The sequence below is a fragment of the Paraburkholderia saeva genome (genome assembly GCF_907164555.1).
Taxonomy (GTDB): Bacteria; Pseudomonadota; Gammaproteobacteria; order Burkholderiales; family Burkholderiaceae; genus Paraburkholderia; species Paraburkholderia saeva.
Map to the genome: position 1 here is coordinate 237020 of NZ_CAJQZC010000009.1, position 17855 is coordinate 254874.

At 61.7% G+C, this 17855-nt stretch carries 17 protein-coding genes and 2 pseudogenes; 8 read left to right on the top strand and 11 right to left on the bottom strand.

Features of this window, described 5'->3' with window-relative positions:
* Positions 1-7: 7 nt before the first annotated feature.
* Positions 8-640 carry a LysE/ArgO family amino acid transporter gene (locus LPA36_RS22450; protein WP_228881689.1) on the bottom strand — a complete coding sequence of 211 codons (633 nt, stop codon included), beginning with the start codon at positions 638-640 and terminating at the stop codon, positions 8-10.
* Positions 641-734: 94 nt separating this feature from the next.
* Between LPA36_RS22450 and LPA36_RS22455 the strand changes: the two genes are divergently transcribed.
* A complete protein-coding gene (locus tag LPA36_RS22455; protein WP_228881691.1) occupies positions 735-1199 on the top strand; it encodes an Lrp/AsnC family transcriptional regulator in 465 nt (154 codons plus the stop codon).
* A gap of 272 nt (positions 1200-1471) precedes the next feature.
* On the opposite strand, the gene LPA36_RS22460 is transcribed toward LPA36_RS22455, so the two are convergent.
* A complete protein-coding gene (locus tag LPA36_RS22460) occupies positions 1472-1984 on the bottom strand; it encodes a chloramphenicol phosphotransferase CPT family protein (protein WP_228938528.1) in 513 nt (170 codons plus the stop codon).
* Between the two features lie 357 nt (positions 1985-2341).
* Here LPA36_RS22460 and LPA36_RS22465 point away from each other — a divergent pair, with 357 nt between their 5' ends.
* The 4 genes from LPA36_RS22465 to LPA36_RS22480 all read left to right on the top strand — a co-directional run bounded on the left by LPA36_RS22465 (position 2342) and on the right by LPA36_RS22480 (position 7080).
* Positions 2342-3469, top strand: a complete 1128-nt coding sequence (locus tag LPA36_RS22465; protein ID WP_228881695.1) for a sugar ABC transporter substrate-binding protein — start codon at positions 2342-2344, stop codon at positions 3467-3469.
* A gap of 88 nt (positions 3470-3557) precedes the next feature.
* Positions 3558-5120, top strand: coding sequence for a sugar ABC transporter ATP-binding protein (locus tag LPA36_RS22470; protein WP_228881698.1), 1563 nt, complete (start codon positions 3558-3560; stop codon positions 5118-5120).
* The gene (locus LPA36_RS22475; RefSeq protein WP_228881701.1) at positions 5117-6097 is read left to right on the top strand and encodes an ABC transporter permease; all 981 of its coding nucleotides are present in this window, start codon (positions 5117-5119) and stop codon (positions 6095-6097) included. Before LPA36_RS22470 ends, LPA36_RS22475 begins: the two co-directional genes overlap by 4 nt.
* On the top strand, positions 6094-7080 hold the full coding sequence (locus LPA36_RS22480) for an ABC transporter permease (protein ID WP_228881703.1): 987 nt from the start codon (positions 6094-6096) through the stop codon (positions 7078-7080). Before LPA36_RS22475 ends, LPA36_RS22480 begins: the two co-directional genes overlap by 4 nt.
* Before the next feature lie 103 nt (positions 7081-7183).
* On the opposite strand, the gene LPA36_RS22485 is transcribed toward LPA36_RS22480, so the two are convergent.
* Entirely contained in the window at positions 7184-8776 is a 1593-nt protein-coding gene (locus LPA36_RS22485; protein WP_228881706.1) for an FAD-dependent monooxygenase, read from the bottom strand.
* A gap of 344 nt (positions 8777-9120) precedes the next feature.
* On the opposite strand from LPA36_RS22485, the gene LPA36_RS22490 reads away from it, so the two are divergent.
* Positions 9121-9501, top strand: coding sequence for a DUF488 domain-containing protein (locus LPA36_RS22490; RefSeq protein ID WP_228881709.1), 381 nt, complete (start codon positions 9121-9123; stop codon positions 9499-9501).
* Between the two features lie 264 nt (positions 9502-9765).
* Here LPA36_RS22490 and LPA36_RS22495 read toward each other — a convergent pair whose 3' ends face one another.
* From LPA36_RS22495 to LPA36_RS22505, 3 genes are read right to left on the bottom strand one after another with little or no spacing between them, the layout of a single operon-like run.
* A complete protein-coding gene (locus LPA36_RS22495) occupies positions 9766-10206 on the bottom strand; it encodes a MarR family winged helix-turn-helix transcriptional regulator (protein ID WP_228881711.1) in 441 nt (146 codons plus the stop codon).
* An 11-nt stretch (positions 10207-10217) separates the two neighbouring features.
* On the bottom strand, positions 10218-10724 hold the full coding sequence (locus LPA36_RS22500; protein ID WP_267478590.1) for an HAD family hydrolase: 507 nt from the start codon (positions 10722-10724) through the stop codon (positions 10218-10220).
* A 31-nt stretch (positions 10725-10755) separates the two neighbouring features.
* Entirely contained in the window at positions 10756-11994 is a 1239-nt protein-coding gene (locus LPA36_RS22505; protein ID WP_228881714.1) for a phytoene desaturase family protein, read from the bottom strand.
* Positions 11995-12007: 13 nt separating this feature from the next.
* On the opposite strand from LPA36_RS22505, the pseudogene LPA36_RS22510 reads away from it, so the two are divergent.
* Positions 12008-12667: pseudogene (locus tag LPA36_RS22510) on the top strand (enolase C-terminal domain-like protein); the annotation flags it as partial.
* Between the two features lie 268 nt (positions 12668-12935).
* On the opposite strand, the gene LPA36_RS22515 reads toward LPA36_RS22510, so the two are convergent.
* From LPA36_RS22515 to LPA36_RS22525, 3 genes and pseudogenes are all read right to left on the bottom strand, one after another.
* Positions 12936-13931, bottom strand: coding sequence for an aldo/keto reductase (locus LPA36_RS22515; protein ID WP_228881716.1), 996 nt, complete (start codon positions 13929-13931; stop codon positions 12936-12938).
* Between the two features lie 145 nt (positions 13932-14076).
* Positions 14077-14565, bottom strand: a complete 489-nt coding sequence (locus tag LPA36_RS22520; protein ID WP_228881718.1) for an NUDIX domain-containing protein — start codon at positions 14563-14565, stop codon at positions 14077-14079.
* Between the two features lie 245 nt (positions 14566-14810).
* A pseudogene (locus LPA36_RS22525) lies at positions 14811-14960 on the bottom strand (DUF1330 domain-containing protein); the annotation flags it as partial.
* Between the two features lie 315 nt (positions 14961-15275).
* Between LPA36_RS22525 and LPA36_RS22530 the strand changes: the two are divergent.
* Positions 15276-15734, top strand: coding sequence for a hypothetical protein (locus LPA36_RS22530; protein WP_228881721.1), 459 nt, complete (start codon positions 15276-15278; stop codon positions 15732-15734).
* A gap of 104 nt (positions 15735-15838) precedes the next feature.
* Here LPA36_RS22530 and LPA36_RS22535 read toward each other — a convergent pair whose 3' ends face one another.
* Complete coding sequence (locus LPA36_RS22535; protein WP_228881723.1) at positions 15839-16222, bottom strand: hypothetical protein; 384 nt, start codon at positions 16220-16222, stop codon at positions 15839-15841.
* A 173-nt stretch (positions 16223-16395) separates the two neighbouring features.
* A complete protein-coding gene (locus tag LPA36_RS22540) occupies positions 16396-17853 on the bottom strand; it encodes an NCS1 family nucleobase:cation symporter-1 (protein ID WP_228881724.1) in 1458 nt (485 codons plus the stop codon).
* Positions 17854-17855: the final 2 nt, after the last annotated feature.

The window sequence follows — 17855 nt, forward strand, 5'->3', positions numbered from 1 at the left end:
CCGCTGGTCATATGATGAGGTGGCCTAGCTGCCATAGCCCAAGCCCAGCCAACAGCGCGGCTGAGCACAGGTTCACAGCGCGTTTCCAACGTTCGTCGAAACGGTCGCGCAACTGGCTCACACCCGTAGACAGGATCAACCACCACAGCGCCGAGCCCACCAGTACGCCGACCACCATCACCCAGGGCGACGCCGAAGGCGCGCGGCCTGCCAGCGCACCGAACACAGCCATGAACGACAGGATGGTCGTCGGGTTCGAGATCGTCAGCACGAAGGTGCCGACCACGTAGCGCAGCAGCGTGCTGGTCGGCGGGGAAGCATCCACGCGGCGCACCGCCGGCTTTGTGGCAATGCGCCAGGCCATGCATAGCAGGAAACCGCCACCGAACAGGCCCAGCCACAGCCTCAGGCCCAGCAACCAGCCGATCAGTCCGCTGACGCCAAACGCGCCGATGGCGCCGTACACTGCGTCGGCGAATGCCGCCCCCAGTCCAGTGGCTAGTCCCGCAGGGCGGCCATGGTCCAGCGTGCGCTGGATGGCCAGCAATCCAATCTGCCCGACAGGCGCGGCGATAGACAGCCCGATCAGCAGCGATTGGCCGAACAGGACGGGTACGGGTGATGGCAAGATGGATTCCATGTCGAGAATTATCTAACGGCATCGACCGCTTGCACATAATGAAACAGCAGGCGAAAATCGATTTGATCTTCGATTTTTCAGCTAAAAGCCCATCATGACCGAAGCACTGCAACTCGACGCCAGAGCCTGGGCGCTGCTGATGGCGCTGCAGGAGGATGGCCGCGCGCCGCTGAAGACCTTGGCCCTTGCCGCCGGGTTGTCGGTACCTGCCACGGTGGAACGGCTCAAGCGCCTGAAGGACTCCGGTGTGGTGCGCTCTGTGGGCGCCGAACTGGATCCGGCGCAGGCCGGCTACCCCCTGCGCGCCATTGTCGGCATCACCGTGCAGCAGCCCGGCAAGAAAGCCTTCCTCGACAAGCTGCGCCGCGCGTCCGAGGTGCTGGAATGCCATCACGTGGCCGGCGCGGATTCCTACATCGTGACCGTCGTGTCCCCCAGCCTTGAACAACTGGAGCGTTTTCTCGCGTCCATCAACAGCTATGGCGAGACGCGCACCTCGATCGTCTTCTCCACCCCCATTCCGCGTCGTGGCCTGGTGGCGCCGGGCTTGTCACGCTGAGCCTCCACCTGTTCCTCAACAGCGTTGCCTGGCGTCATCGATCAGCGTGACGCCAACCTTGAGAGGCCCTCATCGGAAGGCTGCATGACGCGAATGGTCAACCAGCACTGCGGACCGGGTCGCTGAGTTGCAGCGCTCCTGGTAGCAGATAAGGTACCCCGAGGTTGCACGTCACAAACCGCAGCGTCTGGCCGGCTTGAGCAGTCCGCCGCCTCGCGGTGGACGCCACGCGACCCCGAAGCGACCTTCGCTGATCCCAAGAGCGGTAGCGGTCATTCAACATGCCCGTTGATAAACGAGCGGATGCGACGAGCGCCTTCTTCGGGAGTGCAAGTCGATGTATCCAGGCGCATCGAGTAGGGCCTTGAGTAAGCCGCGTGCCCAAATTGGGCCCGGGCCATTCCTTCGCCACGATCCGGCCTGCCGCGTTCGCGCTCTTCCAGAACATCCAGGGGGCACGAAACGCCGACAACATAGGTGCAACGAGGAGCAAGCGCAGCAATACACGCGTCCAGGGTAGCTGTATCCCGAAGCACAAGATCCAGCACTATCTCGAAGTGACTCGCTGCCACCCGCGTCAGAGTGGACTGCAGGTTGAGGTGATGAAGCCTCAGTGCTTGATTCGACTCTTCATCCGAACGCATGTCGCGTCTACGCGACATTTCAACAAATGCATCCAGCGATATGTGGAAAACCGGAATCTTCGAACTGTTCTGAAGCGCCCGAGCCAAGCTGCTTTTTCCTGCGCTGGTAGGTCCATGCAATACGATCGCAGTCGGTCCCATTTTTCTCGCCGGCCTCCTTACTCTGTCGATACGCCTTGGAGCGGCATCGCCAGTCCTTTTCGTCCAGCGTCAGCGCCAATGCGGGCCGGGGCACCGGGCGCACTGGTAAACCACTATCGCGCGCGGATTGGTATGCTAGTAACAATCCATTCTGTCAGGTGGCGCGGTCTTCGCGCATGCCCTTCGTTTCGCTTTGAAGGACGCCTTTGAAGAGGCTGTCCGGCTGATTGGGCGGGTCCGGTCCAGTTCCGCCGCAGCATTCCGCAAGATTCCCTGTATCTCGCACACCGTGCCGCTAATCCACGGCGAGCCGTGTGCCGACAGTCGGTAAGTTCAATCCAATAAAACGGAGACAACATGCTTTCAGGAATCCAGGTGCTTCGAGCGGCGGCGACCGCGACATTGGCGCTGTGCACAAGCACAGCTTTTGCGCAGGCATCGATCGTCTCCGGCCCACCCAGCGATCCGACGTGCATGGTTCCCTGGAAGAGCGACACGAAGTTCGTCAAGTATCCGAAGAAGAACGGGCCCTACCGGATCGCGCTGGTGAACGGCTATATCGCCAACACCTGGCGCATCCAGATGATCAAGACGGCCAAGGCCTATACGGCGCAACCCGCCGTCGCTGCCAAACTCAAGGAATTCAAGGTCGTCTCGACCGGCGAGGACGTGCCGGCGCAAATCTCGGCCGTCAACAATTTTATCGATGCCGGTTACGACGCGATCGTCGTTGACGCGCAGAATCCCGCCTCGTTCGGACCCGCGATCCGCCGCGCGAAAAAGGCCGGCGTCGTGCTGATCGCGTTCGACAATACGCTCGACAGCGAAGACGCAATCAACGTCGACGTCGACCAGTACGGGCTTGGCGTGCTGTGGGCCAAGTGGCTCGCGAGCCATCTGTCGAACGGAGGCAAGGTGCTCGAGGTCCGCGGCGTGGCGGGCACGTCGGTCGACACTGACCGGCACAACGGTTTCCAGAATGCACTGAACGCGACCGGCAAGAAGTGGAACGTCGTCCAGGTCTATGGCAAATGGGACGACGGAGTCGCGCAGAAGGCCACCGCCGACGCGATCGCCGTGCAGGGCCATTTCGATGGAATCTCGGCGCAGGGCGGCGACACGGGCGTCGTGCGCGCAATGCTCGATGCGAAGCATCCTTTCGTGCCGTTCGGCGGCGAAACGGAGAACGGCTTCCGCAAGTTCTGTGCGCAGTATGGGAGCCAGGGCCTGAAGTGCACGTCGGCTGGCAGCGGTCCCGCGCAGGTGGCCGTGGCGATCAAAACGGCGCTCGCTGCGCTGGACGGCCAGACAATCCCGGTCGCGATCAAGCTGCCGCTCGACGTCACCGACGATTCGCAGCTGAAGGCCGGCGTCAACTATTTCCCTAACGAGTCCGACAACTTCTTCGTCGGCAACTCGTTTCCGACTTGCGGCATTAATTTCTCCGCGCAGGAAATCATGAAGCAGAGCCAGGGCAACCAGTAACCGGGCTGGCCTGTGACGTGATGGCAACCATCTTGCATGGGATCGGAGTCAGTGCTTTGCCCTAACTCCGGTCGACAGGAGACGAAGCATGCGGCAGGACGGGCAGCAGCCGTTCTTTCAGATGTCTGGCGTGTCGAAAAGTTACGGCGGCGCCGTCGCGCTGGATCGCGCGGACCTCGCGGTGCGCGGGGGATGTATCCATGCGATCCTCGGCGAGAACGGCGCGGGCAAGTCCACGCTGCTGAAGGTCATGTCCGGCGTCGTGCAGCCGGACGAGGGAACGATGCACCTCGATGGTCGTCAGGTCGCGTTCGCGTCGCCTGCCGAGGCGAACGCGGCCGGCATCGTCTGCGTGTATCAGGAGCTGTCGCTGATCCCTGACCTGAGTGTGGCGGACAACATCTTCGCGTCGAACCCGCCACGACGCTTCGGCATGATCGACCGCCGGACCCAACGCCGCCACGCCGAAGCCGCGCTCGCCCGCGCGGGTGCGGCCGACATCAATCCGCTTGCGAAAGTCCGCGACCTGCCGCTGTCGCGCCAGCAGATGGTCGAGCTCGCAAAGGGGCTTGCGCACGCGCCGCGCATCCTGATCCTCGACGAGGCCACGTCGGCGCTGACCGCAGCCGACGTGGCGCGTGTCATCGAGGTGCTCAAGCGTCTGCGCGAAGAAGGGCTCGCACTGCTCTTCATCTCACACCGGATGCACGAGGTGAAGGCGCTCGCGGACGAATGCACGGTCTACCGGAACGGTCGTCATGTGATGAGCTTCGAGGCAGGCACGCGCTCCGACAATGAGGTTGTCGAGATGATGATTGGCCGGACGTACCAGCACGCATTTCCCGACAAACCCGCGGACGAGCCCGGGCGCCGCCTCGCAGCCGAACCGGTTCTCGCCTGTCGCGATCTCGCGTGGAACGACACCCTGCAGGGCGTCAGCTTTTCGTTGCAGCCCGGTGAAATCCTCGGGCTGGGGGGCCTCGACGGGCAAGGCCAGCGCGAACTGCTGCTCGCCCTGTTCGGCGTGCTACGCGGTTGCGCGGGGAAGATCGAGATCGACGGCAAGGCCGTATCGATCACGAGCCCCGTGGTCGCGCGCGCCAACCGGATCGGTATGGCGCTGATTCCGGAAGACCGCAAGACCGAAGGCCTGATGCTGCCGATGTCGGTGCGCGAGAACCTGTCGTTTGCCGCCCTCGATCGCATGTCCACCGCGGGCGTGATCGATCGCGACCGCCAGCAGTCACTGGTCGACCGGATGATGGAGCTGCTCGCGATCAAGTCGTTCAGCGTCGACGCGGCCGTGGGCTCGCTGTCGGGCGGCAACCAGCAGAAGGTGGTCATCGCGAAGTGGCTGATCCGGCAACCGAGAATCCTGCTCCTCAGCGACCCGACGCGCGGCATCGACGTCGGCACCAAGCAGGAGATCTATCAGCTGCTAAGGCGGCTCGCCGACGAAGGCGCCGCGATCGTTTTCTATTCCACCGACTATGACGAGCTGATCGGCTGCTGCGACCGCGTGCTCGTGCTATACGAAGGCCGGATCAAGAAGGAACTTGTCGGGTCGGAGATCACCGAGCAAAACCTGATTGCAAGTGCACTGGATCTGCCCGTCGGACAGATTTCGCCTTCCACGGGAGTCGCGCCATGAGCGGGCTGCGTTACTGGTATGCGGAAAATCGCGGGGCGACGTTCGCGTTCGGCCTGTTCGTGCTGATGTTCGCGATCTACCTCGTCAACTATCCGTCGTCGTTGTCGGCGAACGTGTTTCAGACGGCAGCGAACAAGGCGGTACTGCTCGCGCTGGTGTCGATGGGCCAGGCGCTCGTCGTGCTGACGGCCGGCATCGACCTGTCGATCGGCATGACGCTCGTGCTGACGAACTGCGTTGGATCGTGGATCGTCACGGGCGACGCGCTGCACAGCGCGCTCGGCATCGCCGGCGTGCTCGCGGCCGGCGCGCTGTGCGGCGCGCTCAACGGCATCATCATCATTTACGGCCGTCTGCAGCCGATCGTGACGACGATCGCGACGGGCGCCGTCTATTACGGACTGGCGCTGCTTTTACGCCCGGTTCCCGGCGGGTCGATCAACGAGGATCTCGCCGACGCACTGACCGGCAAGGTCGCCGGCGGCGTGCCGGCGAGCCTGCTGATTCTGCTCGCGACTGTGGTGATCGTCTGGATCCCTTTCAAACGTTCCGCGGTCGGGCGCGCGGCGTACGCGACGGGCTCGTCCGAATCCGCGGCCTTCCTGTCCGGCATGCCGATCCTGCGCGCGAAGTTCGCGAGCTATACGCTGGCGGGTCTGCTCGCCGCGATTGGCGGCCTCTTTCTGACGTTCTTCACGGACACGGGAGAAGCGAGCCTTGGCAGTGCCAACTCATATACGCTGTTTTCGATCGCCGCCGTGGTCATCGGCGGCGTGTCGCTGCTCGGCGGCAGGGGCAGCGCGATCGGCGCCATCTTCGGCGCATTCGCCTTCCGCTCTATCGGCGATCTGCTGTTCGTGTTCAACGTCGATGCGCTGTGGCAGCCGCTGTTCCAGGGTGTGATTCTTCTGCTTGCTGTCGCGATCGGCGCGTGCGGGCTGTTCCGGGTACGCAACCGTCTGGAGTGGTTCCAGTGAGCGGCGTCGCCGCAACCAGCTGGACCGCGTTCGTGTCGAGGCTCGCACGCAAAATCGACCGGCCGATCCTTATCGCGTTCGCGTGTATCGTCGCGCTGCTGCTCGTCGGCGGCATGTTTTCGCGGAACTTCATGTCGCCCGAATACATCCTCCTGCAGCTGAAGGTCGGCGCCTTCCTTGGCATCATCGCGACCGGCCTGATGATGGTCATTCTGCTCGGCCACATCGACCTGTCGCTGCCGTGGACGATCACGGTCGGCGCAATGATGGCGTGCGCCGCCGCGGGGCACGGCGAACTCGGGAGCATCCTCGCGATTCCAGTCGGGATCGGCTGCGGTGTGCTGATCGGCATCGTCAACGGCATCCTCGTCGCGCTCCTGCGCATTCCATCGATGATCGCGACGCTCGCGACCAATGCGGTCGCGCAGGGCATCATGATCGTCTACACGGGCGGATCGTCGCCCCAGGATTCCGCGCCACACGTGATGCGATGGCTTGCGGCAGGGTGGCTCGTACCGGGCGTGCCGAATGCTGTCGCGCTGTGGGTGTTGACCGGCGGTGCCACGATGTTCCTGCTGTCGCGCACGACCTTCGGCCGCACGCTGTACGCGATCGGCAACACCGAGCGCGCGGCATATCTTTCCGGCATCGATACGCGCCGCGTCACCGTAATCGCGTTCGCCGTGTGCGGTGCGTTCGCGGCGTTCGGCGGCGTGCTGCTCGCGGGTTACGCGTCGAAGGCGGCACAGTCGATGGGCGATGCCTATCTGTTGCCGGCGATCGCAGCGGTCGTGCTCGGTGGCACGTCGATTCTGGGCGGGCGGGGTTCGTACCTCGGCACCGTGGCTGGCGCGATCCTCATCACGCTGCTGCAGTCGATCCTCTCGGTCGCGCAGATGCCCGAGGCGGGGCGCCAGATCATCTACGGCGTGGTGATCGCGGCGATGTTGCTGCTGTATGGGCGCAGCAAGCGGGAGGCGTAGCGTTGCGAACTTCGCAGGCGACCCGGAGCGGTCCCTCAGCGCGCTTCGAAGCGGTCACTTATGCCTCGACGACATGCATCACGCCACCCGGATCCGGATAGCTTCATGCCGCGCTCAGGCTGAGCAGCCAACGTTCGATCGCTGCTCCCGAACACTCGCGGCTTCTCCAGCCAATATGACCGTCCGGCCTGACGATCCAGACTTCACCGCCCTTCGCACGGTACGTCGCGGCAAAGTCGCCTGCTGCGTCCTTCAATACAGTCATGAGTTCGGACACAGGCACTTCGCACTGCGCAGGCGTGATCAGGACGGCCGATGCGGCGCCGGGTAACGAAGCTGCAAGTGTGCGGCAACCGTCGATGAAGGCGTCATATTGCTGCCCCGCCGCATCGACATAGCCGATGAGGATATGTCGTCCCGCGCCGACGTAGTCGTGCAGTCGCCTTGCATGCCCTACGAAACGTTGTGCCAGACCCCGCGCGTCAGGCAGCCGGTCACCGGGTGCGGGCGACTCAGGATCCGCGTCGGGACACAGGTCGGCAACTATCGGGCTCCCACGATAGGTGACCAGCAACTGGGTCTCGCGCATCGCCGGATTTGCTGCCTGGCGCGCGAGGACTGCATTGAGTGCCGCGCTCGTCGATTTGACGACATCGATGCCCACTGGACGCCGCTCTGCCAGATAGCTGTCGAGCAATGCGGGACCCGTCAGACCCTTCGCGACATGCGCCAGCTTCCACGCGAGGTTGTGCGCGTCCTGCAGTCCAGTGTTCATGCCCTGTCCCCCGACGGGCGGATGAATGTGCGCAGCGTCGCCGGCAATGAACACCCGGCCTCCCCCGTAGGCGGAGGCGATACGGTGGCTTACCCGGTAAACCGACGACCATCGCATCGACGTTAGCCGTGTGCCTTCGGGTAGATACGGCAGCATAAGGCTGCACGTCGTTTCAAAGTCGGGAGCGCCAGTGCTCGCGAGCGAAGCGACACGTTCATCGGGCACGATCATCGAGAGCCGATAGCGCTGCGCAGAGCCTCGAATGGGCACGGCCACGAGGCTGGCTTTCGCACGCGCTGCATCCGTCCACTCGAATCGATACATGGGCCCGCGCGGATACGGCCAGTCCACGTCAACATCAGCGAGCGCAAAGGTCTGCGGATATTGCTCGCCTTCGAAGGTCATTCCCAGGCCTGACCGGACCTTGCTATGTGCGCCGTCGCACCCGACCAGCCATTTGCAACAAACGGCAAGCGTCTCGCCCTGCGGTCCAGTCAGATGGGCCTCGACTGCGTTGCCGTTGTCGATGAATTTGTCCAGCGTACATCCATAATTCACCTGACCGCCATGTTCTGTGTACGCCGCTTCAAGCAGCCGTTCTGTCTCGAACTGCGCAATTGAAAGGGACCCGTAGGGCAAGCCCTCTTCTGGAACCCGCATGCTTCGCGCGGGCACCATCGCTCCATCGACCCACGTTTCGACGCCGGTGAGCCATACGCCCGCCTCGATTGCACGATCGAGGATGCCTAGATCGTCGAAAATCTCAAGCGTGCGGGGCGTCACACCGAGCGCCTTGCAGAAAAATCCTCTTCCTGCCATCTTGTCGATCACCTTTACCGCGACGCGGTCGCGTCGCAATTCGGCACCGAGCAGCAAGCCGACTGGGCCGGCGCCGACGACGAGTACGTCCACGTTTTCCATGTTTTGCTCCTCGCAGGCTGTTTGCCCGGCTGTTATGGAGGCATACGGTTCGAAGTGCTGCGAGTTCGTATAACAGTGTATGAATGTGGGGTGTGATTCAGAACAGGAATATTCGTCGCGCGCTTCAATTAAAGCGCAGGCAGGCATGCTTGAACAGATTGTATAGAACTGGACTCAGTTGGCCATTCCCGGATGCGAGCAAAGGCACTGCACGGGCAACGCTTCTGGCGTCGACAGAGAATTATTCGTGGATACGTCTCAATGAATTTTGAGTACCATCCTTAGTGGTCGCGAATGAGCCCGCATCCGATGTGTCACCGCGCGGAACTAAAGAGAGTCGAGCCATGCCCCGTGTTTCCGTAAAACGCGCATATGACGATCCCGAACCGGAAGATGGTTATCGGGTTCTGGTTGACCGTGTGTGGCCGCGCGGACGCAGTCGGGAAAGTCTTCAGCTTGATTCGCAGGCCCCGCAACTCGCCCCAAGTGTCACCTTGAGGAAGTGGTTTTCACACGACCCCAACCGTTGGACGGAATTCCATGAGCGCTATGAACGCGAGTTGCAGGCAGAATCGATGCAGGTCCAGATGAAGGAACTGCTGGCAGCGGCACATGGACGTCACATCACGCTTGTCTATGGCGCCAAAGACCTTGTTCACAATCACGCAGTTATCTTGCGGGACGCGTTACTGCGCGTATCAAGATTGTCCGAGACCAGATCATAGTGGTGTGCTTGCGCGTACGATCCTGAAGTCTTCCCTTTTGAATCGCTCGACACGCGACGAAGGATAGCACTGAGCACCCCTTGCGAGCGCAGGGTCGCGGGATGCGCATTGTTTGCAGTTGCACCTTGCGGTCGCGTCACCCAATGCGGGAAGCTGAGAAACGAACAGACAGGATCTGCGCGTCGTTTCACACGTCGTTGCCGTCAGTAGTTGCACTGTCACCTTCGATTCGCCCCAACGACAGCTGCACAGGAAACACGTGCGCTATTCACCCAGCGGCAACAGGGCCGAAAGCAGGCGACGTAACTCCATACGTTCCGCTCGCGTCAATCTTGCCGTGAGAATGCGCTCGACTTCCTCGACACGCGGACGCAACGTCGCAAGTTGTTTCTTGCCGGCGGGAGTCAGGAACAACACGTAGCTACGTTTGTCGACGGCATCGTCCGAGCGCTCGATCAATTCATTGCGAACCATGCGTGCGACGAGATCGGCGATGGTCGAACGGTCCACGTCGAGTTCATCGCCGAGTTGTCGTTGATTTATGCCGGGCGTTTTCTGCAGGATTTCGAGCGCCGCGTACTGGACGCTCGTTATCTCGGTGGAGACTTCGCTGAGCCATACCGCTACGTGGCGCTGCTGGGCGCGGCGTACCAGGCTGCCCGTGAATTTCGAAAGCGCTTCGGGATAGTCGTGTTTGGTTGGCAATTTCCAGGCGCTCAGCGTTGGGGTTTCGTTCGGAAAATGGGCCGCAAAAATGAGAGCACCCGCAACGCTTTCACCAATCCATCGGGACAGGGCTTTGGCCTTTTGACATCTTCACACCCGATGATCAGGTCGGTTTGGGCAAGCAGGCCAGCGCATTCGAGTATCGATTCAATTCTCCTGCGATACTTGTTAGACACGATCGCGATGGCGACACCGTATTCTCGCAGGCACGAGAAAAGCCCGGGAACCTGTTCGTACACCGTTGTCATTGCCACCCTCACCTCCTCTGCCCGTGCCACGAAGCGTTTTGCAAACTCATCCGCGACGGTTTGGCTATCGACCTTGACCAGTGCAGCAAACATTTCGCGTAGCGGAAGGCCGATGGTCCGCACAATCCCGCTTTCCTCCACGTCTTCGATCTGCATGCACCGTAGCGCATGCTGCGTACACTCGATGACACCTCGCGACGAATCCACCAGGGTCAGGTCGAAATCGAATATGGCGAGGTCCGTCTTCACGAAATGGAGGGGCAGTTAGAATGACAAAGCGCTAGCTGGCGTTCAGGTCCTGCTGGTCGGCAAGCGAACGGAGCACGGACTCCGCGGAAAGCAGGCCGCTCGCGAGCGCAGGTCCGGCGCCGTATCCCGGCCATGTCGTCTGGCCTGCCAGAAATAGTCCCTCGATGCCGGACCGATATCGGAAATGCTCGAATGTCGTCGCGGGTGATAGCCCATACAACGCGCCGTTGTAGAGGTGCTTTTGTTCGGCAAAGGTCCGCGGACTCAAGATTCTCTTAACCTGGATATCGAGTTCGCAATGCTGTCGCACGGCGGATATAGCGCGCTCTGCGAGGTCATTGGCCGCTCGATCGTCCCATGCATTGACGGGCCGTGCGGGATCAACGGACACGAACATCTCCAGTACGCTGCCGTTTTCCGGCGCGAGTTCGGGAAGGACGGTCGTCGGTACGGTATACATGAACCAGCGGATCGCACCCGGCTGCGGAACCAGCATTTCATGCTGCCGGGGCATCAGCGGTATATGGTTGACGGCGAAAGCATCCCGGGTCAGGCGGTTAGCCAGACCCAGCTGGACGCCAAGGGCGCTGTGAGAAATCGATGCGCTGCCGACACGCTTCATGATCGACGGCGGCACTTCGTCCGGCGCAATCAGATGCCTGAACGTCTGCATCGCACCCGGTGTTGCGACCACGATCGCACTCTCTATGGGTTCACCGTCTCGCACCAGGACGCCTGTCGTGCTACCGGACTTCACCTGTATTCGCTCAACCCGCGTATTTAACCGTAGCTCACCACCGAGGTTCAGGTACGCATCGCGCAGGATATGCGCAATTGCACCCATACCGCCCACCGGCAAATAAAATCCTTCATCGAGCATCGCAACCAGACCGATGATCTGGGCGGCCGGTGTTTTTTCCACAGGTATACCTGTGTAAAGAGTGACGGCAGCAGCAGCCGCACGGACTTCCTCATCGCTAAAAGACCGGATCAACTCGTGCGCCAATGTGCCTTTCAGACGGGGCAGGTAGCGCCAGCTCTTCGTCAGCACTTTCGATACCGAGAACGGATTGAGCATCAGATCGTCCGCAAAGAGCCGCAACACCGGCCGCCATCGCTCGATGCATCGCGTAAGCGCGTTCCTTGCCGTCGCTGTACGAAGCTCACCTCGCTCGCCTTCCACCCGGCACTCCGCGCCCAACGCGCCCGCGCCGGCAATGACCAACAGGCCGTCGTTCCAACTTCCTGTCATCCTGACCACTTCAGCCATGACGAGGGGCCCCGTCACCGACCAGGGCTTCACACGCGCCAAGATCAAGATCGCAAGCATCGACATCGATCAGGACCTGAGGCGGATTGATGCGGCTGCCTCCCAGTTGCAGGACAGCGGGCATCTGGCCGTCGATGCGATGACTGCCTATGATGCACAAACAGGTCCCGCTGCGGCTTCCAGACTGGCCAACTGTGGGCTGTGGTGGTTCGAAGACGTCTGCGATCCACTGGATTTCGAAACGCAGGCAAAAATCGCCGCAGCCTACTGTGGATCCATTGCCGCCGGTGAAGCCCTGTTTTCGCATGCAGAGGCAAAACTGCTTAACCTGTACGGTGGAATACAAAAGGACAAGGACATCCTTGTGTTCGATCCGGTCCACTGCTATGGACTGCCAGGCTATCTGCGTATCGTTGAGCATCTCACATCGGAAGGTTGGCCGCGCCAGGCTCTCTGGCCGCATGGCGGTCATCTCTTCTCTTTGCATGTGGTTGCGGCGCTTGGTCTGGGAGGCGCTGAAGTCACGCCTTTTGCGTTTCGCCCCTTTCGCGGGCTGCCCGACCACAAAGGCGTCACTGCGGGATATGCCGACCTGCCGCAAGCACCCGGCATAAGCTTTGAGATGCACACCGAGGCACGGCAGTTATTCCGGACCGCGTTCAGCCTTCATTGATATCCCGATCCAAACGGAGCTCGGTGTGTTGGCCGAGCCTGCCCACTGACGACCGTCTGAAAACGAAACGACGCTTCAAGTCTCCGGGTTCAACCGGTGCGTGCATCACACGGATGCACTCATGACGGTTCAGTCGAGGTCGGACTCATCGAGCCGACCCCGAACCCGACGCTTAACCAGGTCCTGCTGACCGCGCGGCGTCGAAGGCGCCCCTCTCCTGCGATGCGGGGTTCAGATAATCCGGGGCACCCGTCTGGCCCAGGACTTTTTACCAGCGCTGGTGAACCTGAGGCGCGATATGGCGCTCATAGACTTCACGGACGTGTTGCATTGCCTCGTCCGACAGTGGCGCGAGGCTCGCCGCCGAGACGTTTGACGCCGCCTGGGCCGCATTTTTACTGCCCGGGATGATGACGGAGACGGCGTCTTCCATGAGAATCCAGCGAAGGGCCAGCTGCGCCATGGAGGCGTTCACCGGTACAAGAGCGCGCAGTTCGTCGACCGCTTTCAGCGCGATGTCATAAGGCACCCCGGAGAACGTCTCGCCGACGTCGAACGCCTCGCCGTGACGATTGAAGGCCCGATGGTCGTCTGACGGGAAAACCGAATCCGCGGACATCTTGCCCGTGAGCATCCCGCTCGCCAGCGGCACTCGCGCAATGACCGCGATGTTTTTCTTTTGCGCCTGCCTGAAGAACAGATCGGCAGGACGTTGACGGAACATGTTGTAGATAATCTGCACCGAAACCACATTCGGATACTCGATCGCTTTCAGCGCTTCCTCGACCTTTTCGACCGACACACCGTAGAAGCGGATCTTGCCGGCAGCGACAAAATCGTCCATCGCCTCGAACACCTCAGGATGGTAATAAACGTCAGTCGGCGGGCAATGCAATTGCACCAGGTCGAGCGTATCGACGCCCAGGTTCGCAAGGCTCCGGTCGATGAATCCTGCGAGTTCGCGCCGGTTCGTATAGCCACTCGTCACATGCGGGTCGAGTCGGCGCCCGAGCTTGGTGGCCACGACGGGACGCTCGCCGCCTCGTTCCCGCAACACGTCCCGGATGATCCGTTCCGACCGGCCGTCGCCGTAGACGTCAGCCGTGTCAATGAAAGTAACGCCGTTATCGAGCGCGGCGTTTAGCGCGGCTCTGGCATCGTCCTCGGCGACACTGCCCCACGAGCCGCCGATTGCCCATGCCCCAAAACCGATTTCCGACACGTTCCAGCCGGTGCGACCCAATTTTCTCTTCGGAAGCGTCATTTAAGTACCCGTCCTGTGTTTTGCGAAGTCACGTCGTTAGCGCTTCAAGCAGCCGCTCTGCGGCAGTGCCGGCAGCCCTGTATTCATAGTGTAACAAGCGGGCGGCGGCTGTAGACGTCGAGATGTCCCGAAAGGAAAAGGCCAGCTAACAGCAGAGGTCCCTGCCAAGAAAGGCAGCGACCGGCCGTGTCAGCGCGATGCCACGCAATTCCTCCGGTGTTGCCAGATGCGCGGCGACAATCTCACGATTATCAAGCCGCAACTCGGGTACGCAATCGAGGTGCAGTTCAAAGAAATGCACCCGGTCTCTTCGCCCGTCCCAATTGCCGCAGACGCTGCCCGCGGGGCGTAATGCGTGCGACGACAGACCAATTTCTTCCTCCATTTCGCGCTGCGCCGCTGCATCAGGCGTCTCACCGGGCCGGACACTCCCGCCCGGGAAATTCCATTCAGCCCGGTACGACGACTTCACCAGCAACAGCGCCTGCCCGACATAGATTGCGACTAGCGCGCCCTCATGGTGAGGCCGTCGAAGGTGCCACCAGGCGCGAGCGAGAGGGAATCCGAGGCGAAGCACCATGCGCCAGACAAAGTCGACAAGCGTAGGCGGTCGCGCTCGCTCAAGGCTCGGCATGAGGTTTCTCCTTTGCTTTCGTGTCAGGGGATCGTTCGGGTCGTCGCTTTAGCTTTCAGAACCTCGCACCGTCGGCTGGTTTCGAAGGAAGCGTCCACCCGTCGACCCCATCGGGACGGCTGGCACCGGTGCCGACATTATCCTGAACTTCGAGGCCCAGATTTGCGAAAGCCAGAATCCTGCACACTGAGCAAAGCAGATGAACAGGTGGCGCGCATTCGTCGTCGACGCGTCGCCGCCTTTCGTCACATGCCTTCGACGAGAGCGGCGCGATACCGTGCGCCCTTGAACCGGTGCTGCGCGACCTCCTGATACGCCGGGCTGTCGTACCGCGCGCGCGCGGCCGCCGTTGACGGAAATTCCACGATCACCACGCCCTCTGGAGCGTCGCCCTCCGACGATCCCACGCGTGCGTCCAGGTGGCAAATCTCTCATCCGCAAGAAGCACAATCAAGCGGACAGTTTTGCCACCCCCGCCTGTTTTGACGATACCCGGATGAGCGGACATCGTCAGTCTGAAAAATCCTGGGGAAATCCATCCACGACGTGACGAGGAATCGTGGCGGAGCAAACTGGAGGTCGCATGCGCGATTCGATGCTCATCGAGAGCGCAAGTACGTGTAAATTTGGAACCTGGGGTCTGCAACCCGCCACGACCTCTTCGAATCGGTCGTCGTCGAAGTCGGTCCTACAGTCATCCAGGAGCCGGTATGAGCGCGAAGCACAGCAAAAAAGTACATCTTGAGGCCGCGGCGTCACATCACGAGCAGGCAGCGCGATATCACCGCGGGGCTGCGCGGCATTTCGAGGCCGGTCAGGACTATGCCCACGCCGCGCATCAGGCGATGATGGCCCACGGCCACGGCTTGCAGGCGATCGATGAGGCACACGACGCCGGCGCGCACAGTACAGGTACGCCACCGCCTGCGCCTGCATCGAGCGGCGCAGGCGCGAGCGGCGAACTCGCTGCAAAACTTCATGCAACGGCAGCAGAGCTTCACGACCAGGCGGCGCAACACATGCGCCACGCTGCAAAGCTCTTCGAGCAGGACCGTAGCGCAGCGGCTCACGACGCGCAGCTGGCACTCTCGCTTGCACTGCGCGCTTTATCGCATGGCAACGAAGCAGCCAGACTGTTTGTCAAGCTCGCTTCCGCCGAAGGCTCGTGAGGCATGTTGCAGGAATTCGAACCCGCCAGGTCGTGGCAGGCCGCGTGCTGACCGTAACGATCCGCACGCGGTTCAGATAGGTAAATCCAGCGCGCCGCCAGGCGCTATACCTTTCGATCCAGTAAATCTGTCGCAACGGATCTCGCATGCGCGACGGCCTCGTGCGCGTCGAGGAACACACCAAGTTGTTCCCAACGCTCTTCGACAGCGTAGGTCCCCTTCATACCGAGTGCCCTCTGGACGCGCAATTGCGCCGCATACCTGCCGTCCTCCAGTGGCCGCGCAGTTGCAATGACCTTGTGCGGGAGATCGGATCTCTCCGGCTGAACCAGCTGAACGGGGCCACCCGCTTCGCCGATATCGTTCAACTCGTTCCTCACCTTGCAATCCGGACAGTAGAAACACCACCCTTTGTCCTCGCGAATGGATCTGACCTGCCCGCGGGCCAGCACGGCGCGGCATTCAACGTTTTCGCAGATGAACGGCATAGCAGTCTCCGGAGTTGTTTGCGGGAAATCCTAGCATGACCGTCGACGCTCAACCATCCGCATTGTTGCCGTGTCAGCTCAACATGCCAGATGTCTTGGCGAGTGCGGCGCGTCATCAAGGCGGTCGGCGGCATGCGCGTGTTCTGTCGCGCTACCGCCTGCCGGGACAATCCTCAAACATGGGTCGGTGCGATCGCGGCACGCGGCCGCAGCGTCGCCATGATGAGGTACATGACGCCGCCGATCAGCACGCCAAAGAACCACCCATAGGTATTCCACCAGACCGGCAGCAGGTTCGTGAAGTTGGGCAGGAAGGTCGAAAACACGCTGCCGACAGCCGCCGAGACCAGCGCGTTGACGTTCCAGCCGCCTTCGTAGCGGTACTCCCCATACTCCTGGTAGAGCGCCGCGACGTTGATGTTGCCCTTCGCCACCAGGTAATAGTCCACCAGAATGATCCCCAGCAGCGGGCCCATCGTGGCGCCGATGGCGTTGACGAAGTGCGCGGCGTTGCCTTCCCAGGGCGCGAACGGATAGAGCACCAGCGCAATCGCCGCGGCGATATAGCCGCCTCGCCTGAAGCTGATTTGCTTCGGGAACGCATTGGAAATGTCGAACGCCGCCGAGACGAAATTGGCGACCACATTGATACCGAGCGTGGCGACTGCGAAGGTCAGCGCCGCGATGAGTGCCAGCAGCCAGCTGTCGAACCTGGCCGATATCTGCTCGGGGTGGAGCAGCACTTCACCGTACACCTTGAAGGCGGCTATCGTGGTGATGCCCGCGACCAGCGAGAACGCAATCAGGTTGACCGGCAGGCCCCAAAGATTTCCTTTCTTCACCGCGGCGCGGTTTTTTGCGTAGCGCGAGAAGTCGCAAAAATTCAGGTATAGCGCCGCGAAATAGGTGATCCAGGTCGCGCCCACCGCCATCAGCGCCCAGAACGAACCTGGCTCGCCGCTGACGCCCGCGTCGCGGGTCTTCTCGAGGAGCACGTTCATCGGAATGCCATGGCTGAACGAGAAGCCGCCGGCCTTGACGCACAGGCCGATCGCGAGGATCAGCATCGCGATCCACACCGCCGGCCCGGCCCAGTCCTGGAATCTGCGCACGGTCTCCATGCCTTTCTGGATGATGAGCAGTTGCAACGCCCAGATGACCACGTAGCAGATCACCTCCAGCCCTGAATGGCCGAGCACCTGCGTGCCCTTGTGGAACGCCATCAGGCTGTCGCTGCGGATCAGCAGCGCGACTAACGCACCCGATGCGGCTGCCGTCTGCGCGCCGTACCAGAAGCAGGCCACCACGGCGCGCACAAGCGCTGCGAGGTTTGCGCCCCACACGCCAAAGGAGGCACGCGCCAGCACCGGATAGGGAACCCCAGTTTTCTCGCCGGCGTAACCGATCAGGTTCATAAGCGCGAAGATCACCAGCGAGCCGAGCCCGATCGCCAGTACGAAGTTGACAAAGCTGCCACAGAGCAGAAACAGGCTGGCGGCAAGGTAATAGCCCCAGAGACTGTGCACGTCCGAGGTCCAGACGTTGAAGATGCTGAAGGCACCCCAGTTGCGTACCCTGGCGGGCGCGAGATCATCGTTGTAGAGGCCAGGGGAAGGGTTGCGGATTTCCATTC

What these genes read in the sequence shown, in the direction of transcription:
- LPA36_RS22490 (WP_228881709.1), top strand. Translation starts at nt 9,121, where the DNA reads ATGCCCCGTGTTTCCGTAAAACGCGCATATGACGATCCCGAACCGGAA.
- LPA36_RS22450 (WP_228881689.1), bottom strand. Translation starts at nt 640, where the DNA reads ATGGAATCCATCTTGCCATCACCCGTACCCGTCCTGTTCGGCCAATCG.
- LPA36_RS22460 (WP_228938528.1), bottom strand. Translation starts at nt 1,984, where the DNA reads ATGGGACCGACTGCGATCGTATTGCATGGACCTACCAGCGCAGGAAAA.
- LPA36_RS22530 (WP_228881721.1), top strand. Translation starts at nt 15,276, where the DNA reads ATGAGCGCGAAGCACAGCAAAAAAGTACATCTTGAGGCCGCGGCGTCA.
- LPA36_RS22515 (WP_228881716.1), bottom strand. Translation starts at nt 13,931, where the DNA reads ATGACGCTTCCGAAGAGAAAATTGGGTCGCACCGGCTGGAACGTGTCG.
- LPA36_RS22455 (WP_228881691.1), top strand. Translation starts at nt 735, where the DNA reads ATGACCGAAGCACTGCAACTCGACGCCAGAGCCTGGGCGCTGCTGATG.
- LPA36_RS22520 (WP_228881718.1), bottom strand. Translation starts at nt 14,565, where the DNA reads ATGCCGAGCCTTGAGCGAGCGCGACCGCCTACGCTTGTCGACTTTGTC.
- LPA36_RS22540 (WP_228881724.1), bottom strand. Translation starts at nt 17,853, where the DNA reads ATGGAAATCCGCAACCCTTCCCCTGGCCTCTACAACGATGATCTCGCG.
- LPA36_RS22470 (WP_228881698.1), top strand. Translation starts at nt 3,558, where the DNA reads ATGCGGCAGGACGGGCAGCAGCCGTTCTTTCAGATGTCTGGCGTGTCG.
- LPA36_RS22535 (WP_228881723.1), bottom strand. Translation starts at nt 16,222, where the DNA reads ATGCCGTTCATCTGCGAAAACGTTGAATGCCGCGCCGTGCTGGCCCGC.
- LPA36_RS22505 (WP_228881714.1), bottom strand. Translation starts at nt 11,994, where the DNA reads ATGGCTGAAGTGGTCAGGATGACAGGAAGTTGGAACGACGGCCTGTTG.
- LPA36_RS22485 (WP_228881706.1), bottom strand. Translation starts at nt 8,776, where the DNA reads ATGGAAAACGTGGACGTACTCGTCGTCGGCGCCGGCCCAGTCGGCTTG.
- LPA36_RS22465 (WP_228881695.1), top strand. Translation starts at nt 2,342, where the DNA reads ATGCTTTCAGGAATCCAGGTGCTTCGAGCGGCGGCGACCGCGACATTG.
- LPA36_RS22475 (WP_228881701.1), top strand. Translation starts at nt 5,117, where the DNA reads ATGAGCGGGCTGCGTTACTGGTATGCGGAAAATCGCGGGGCGACGTTC.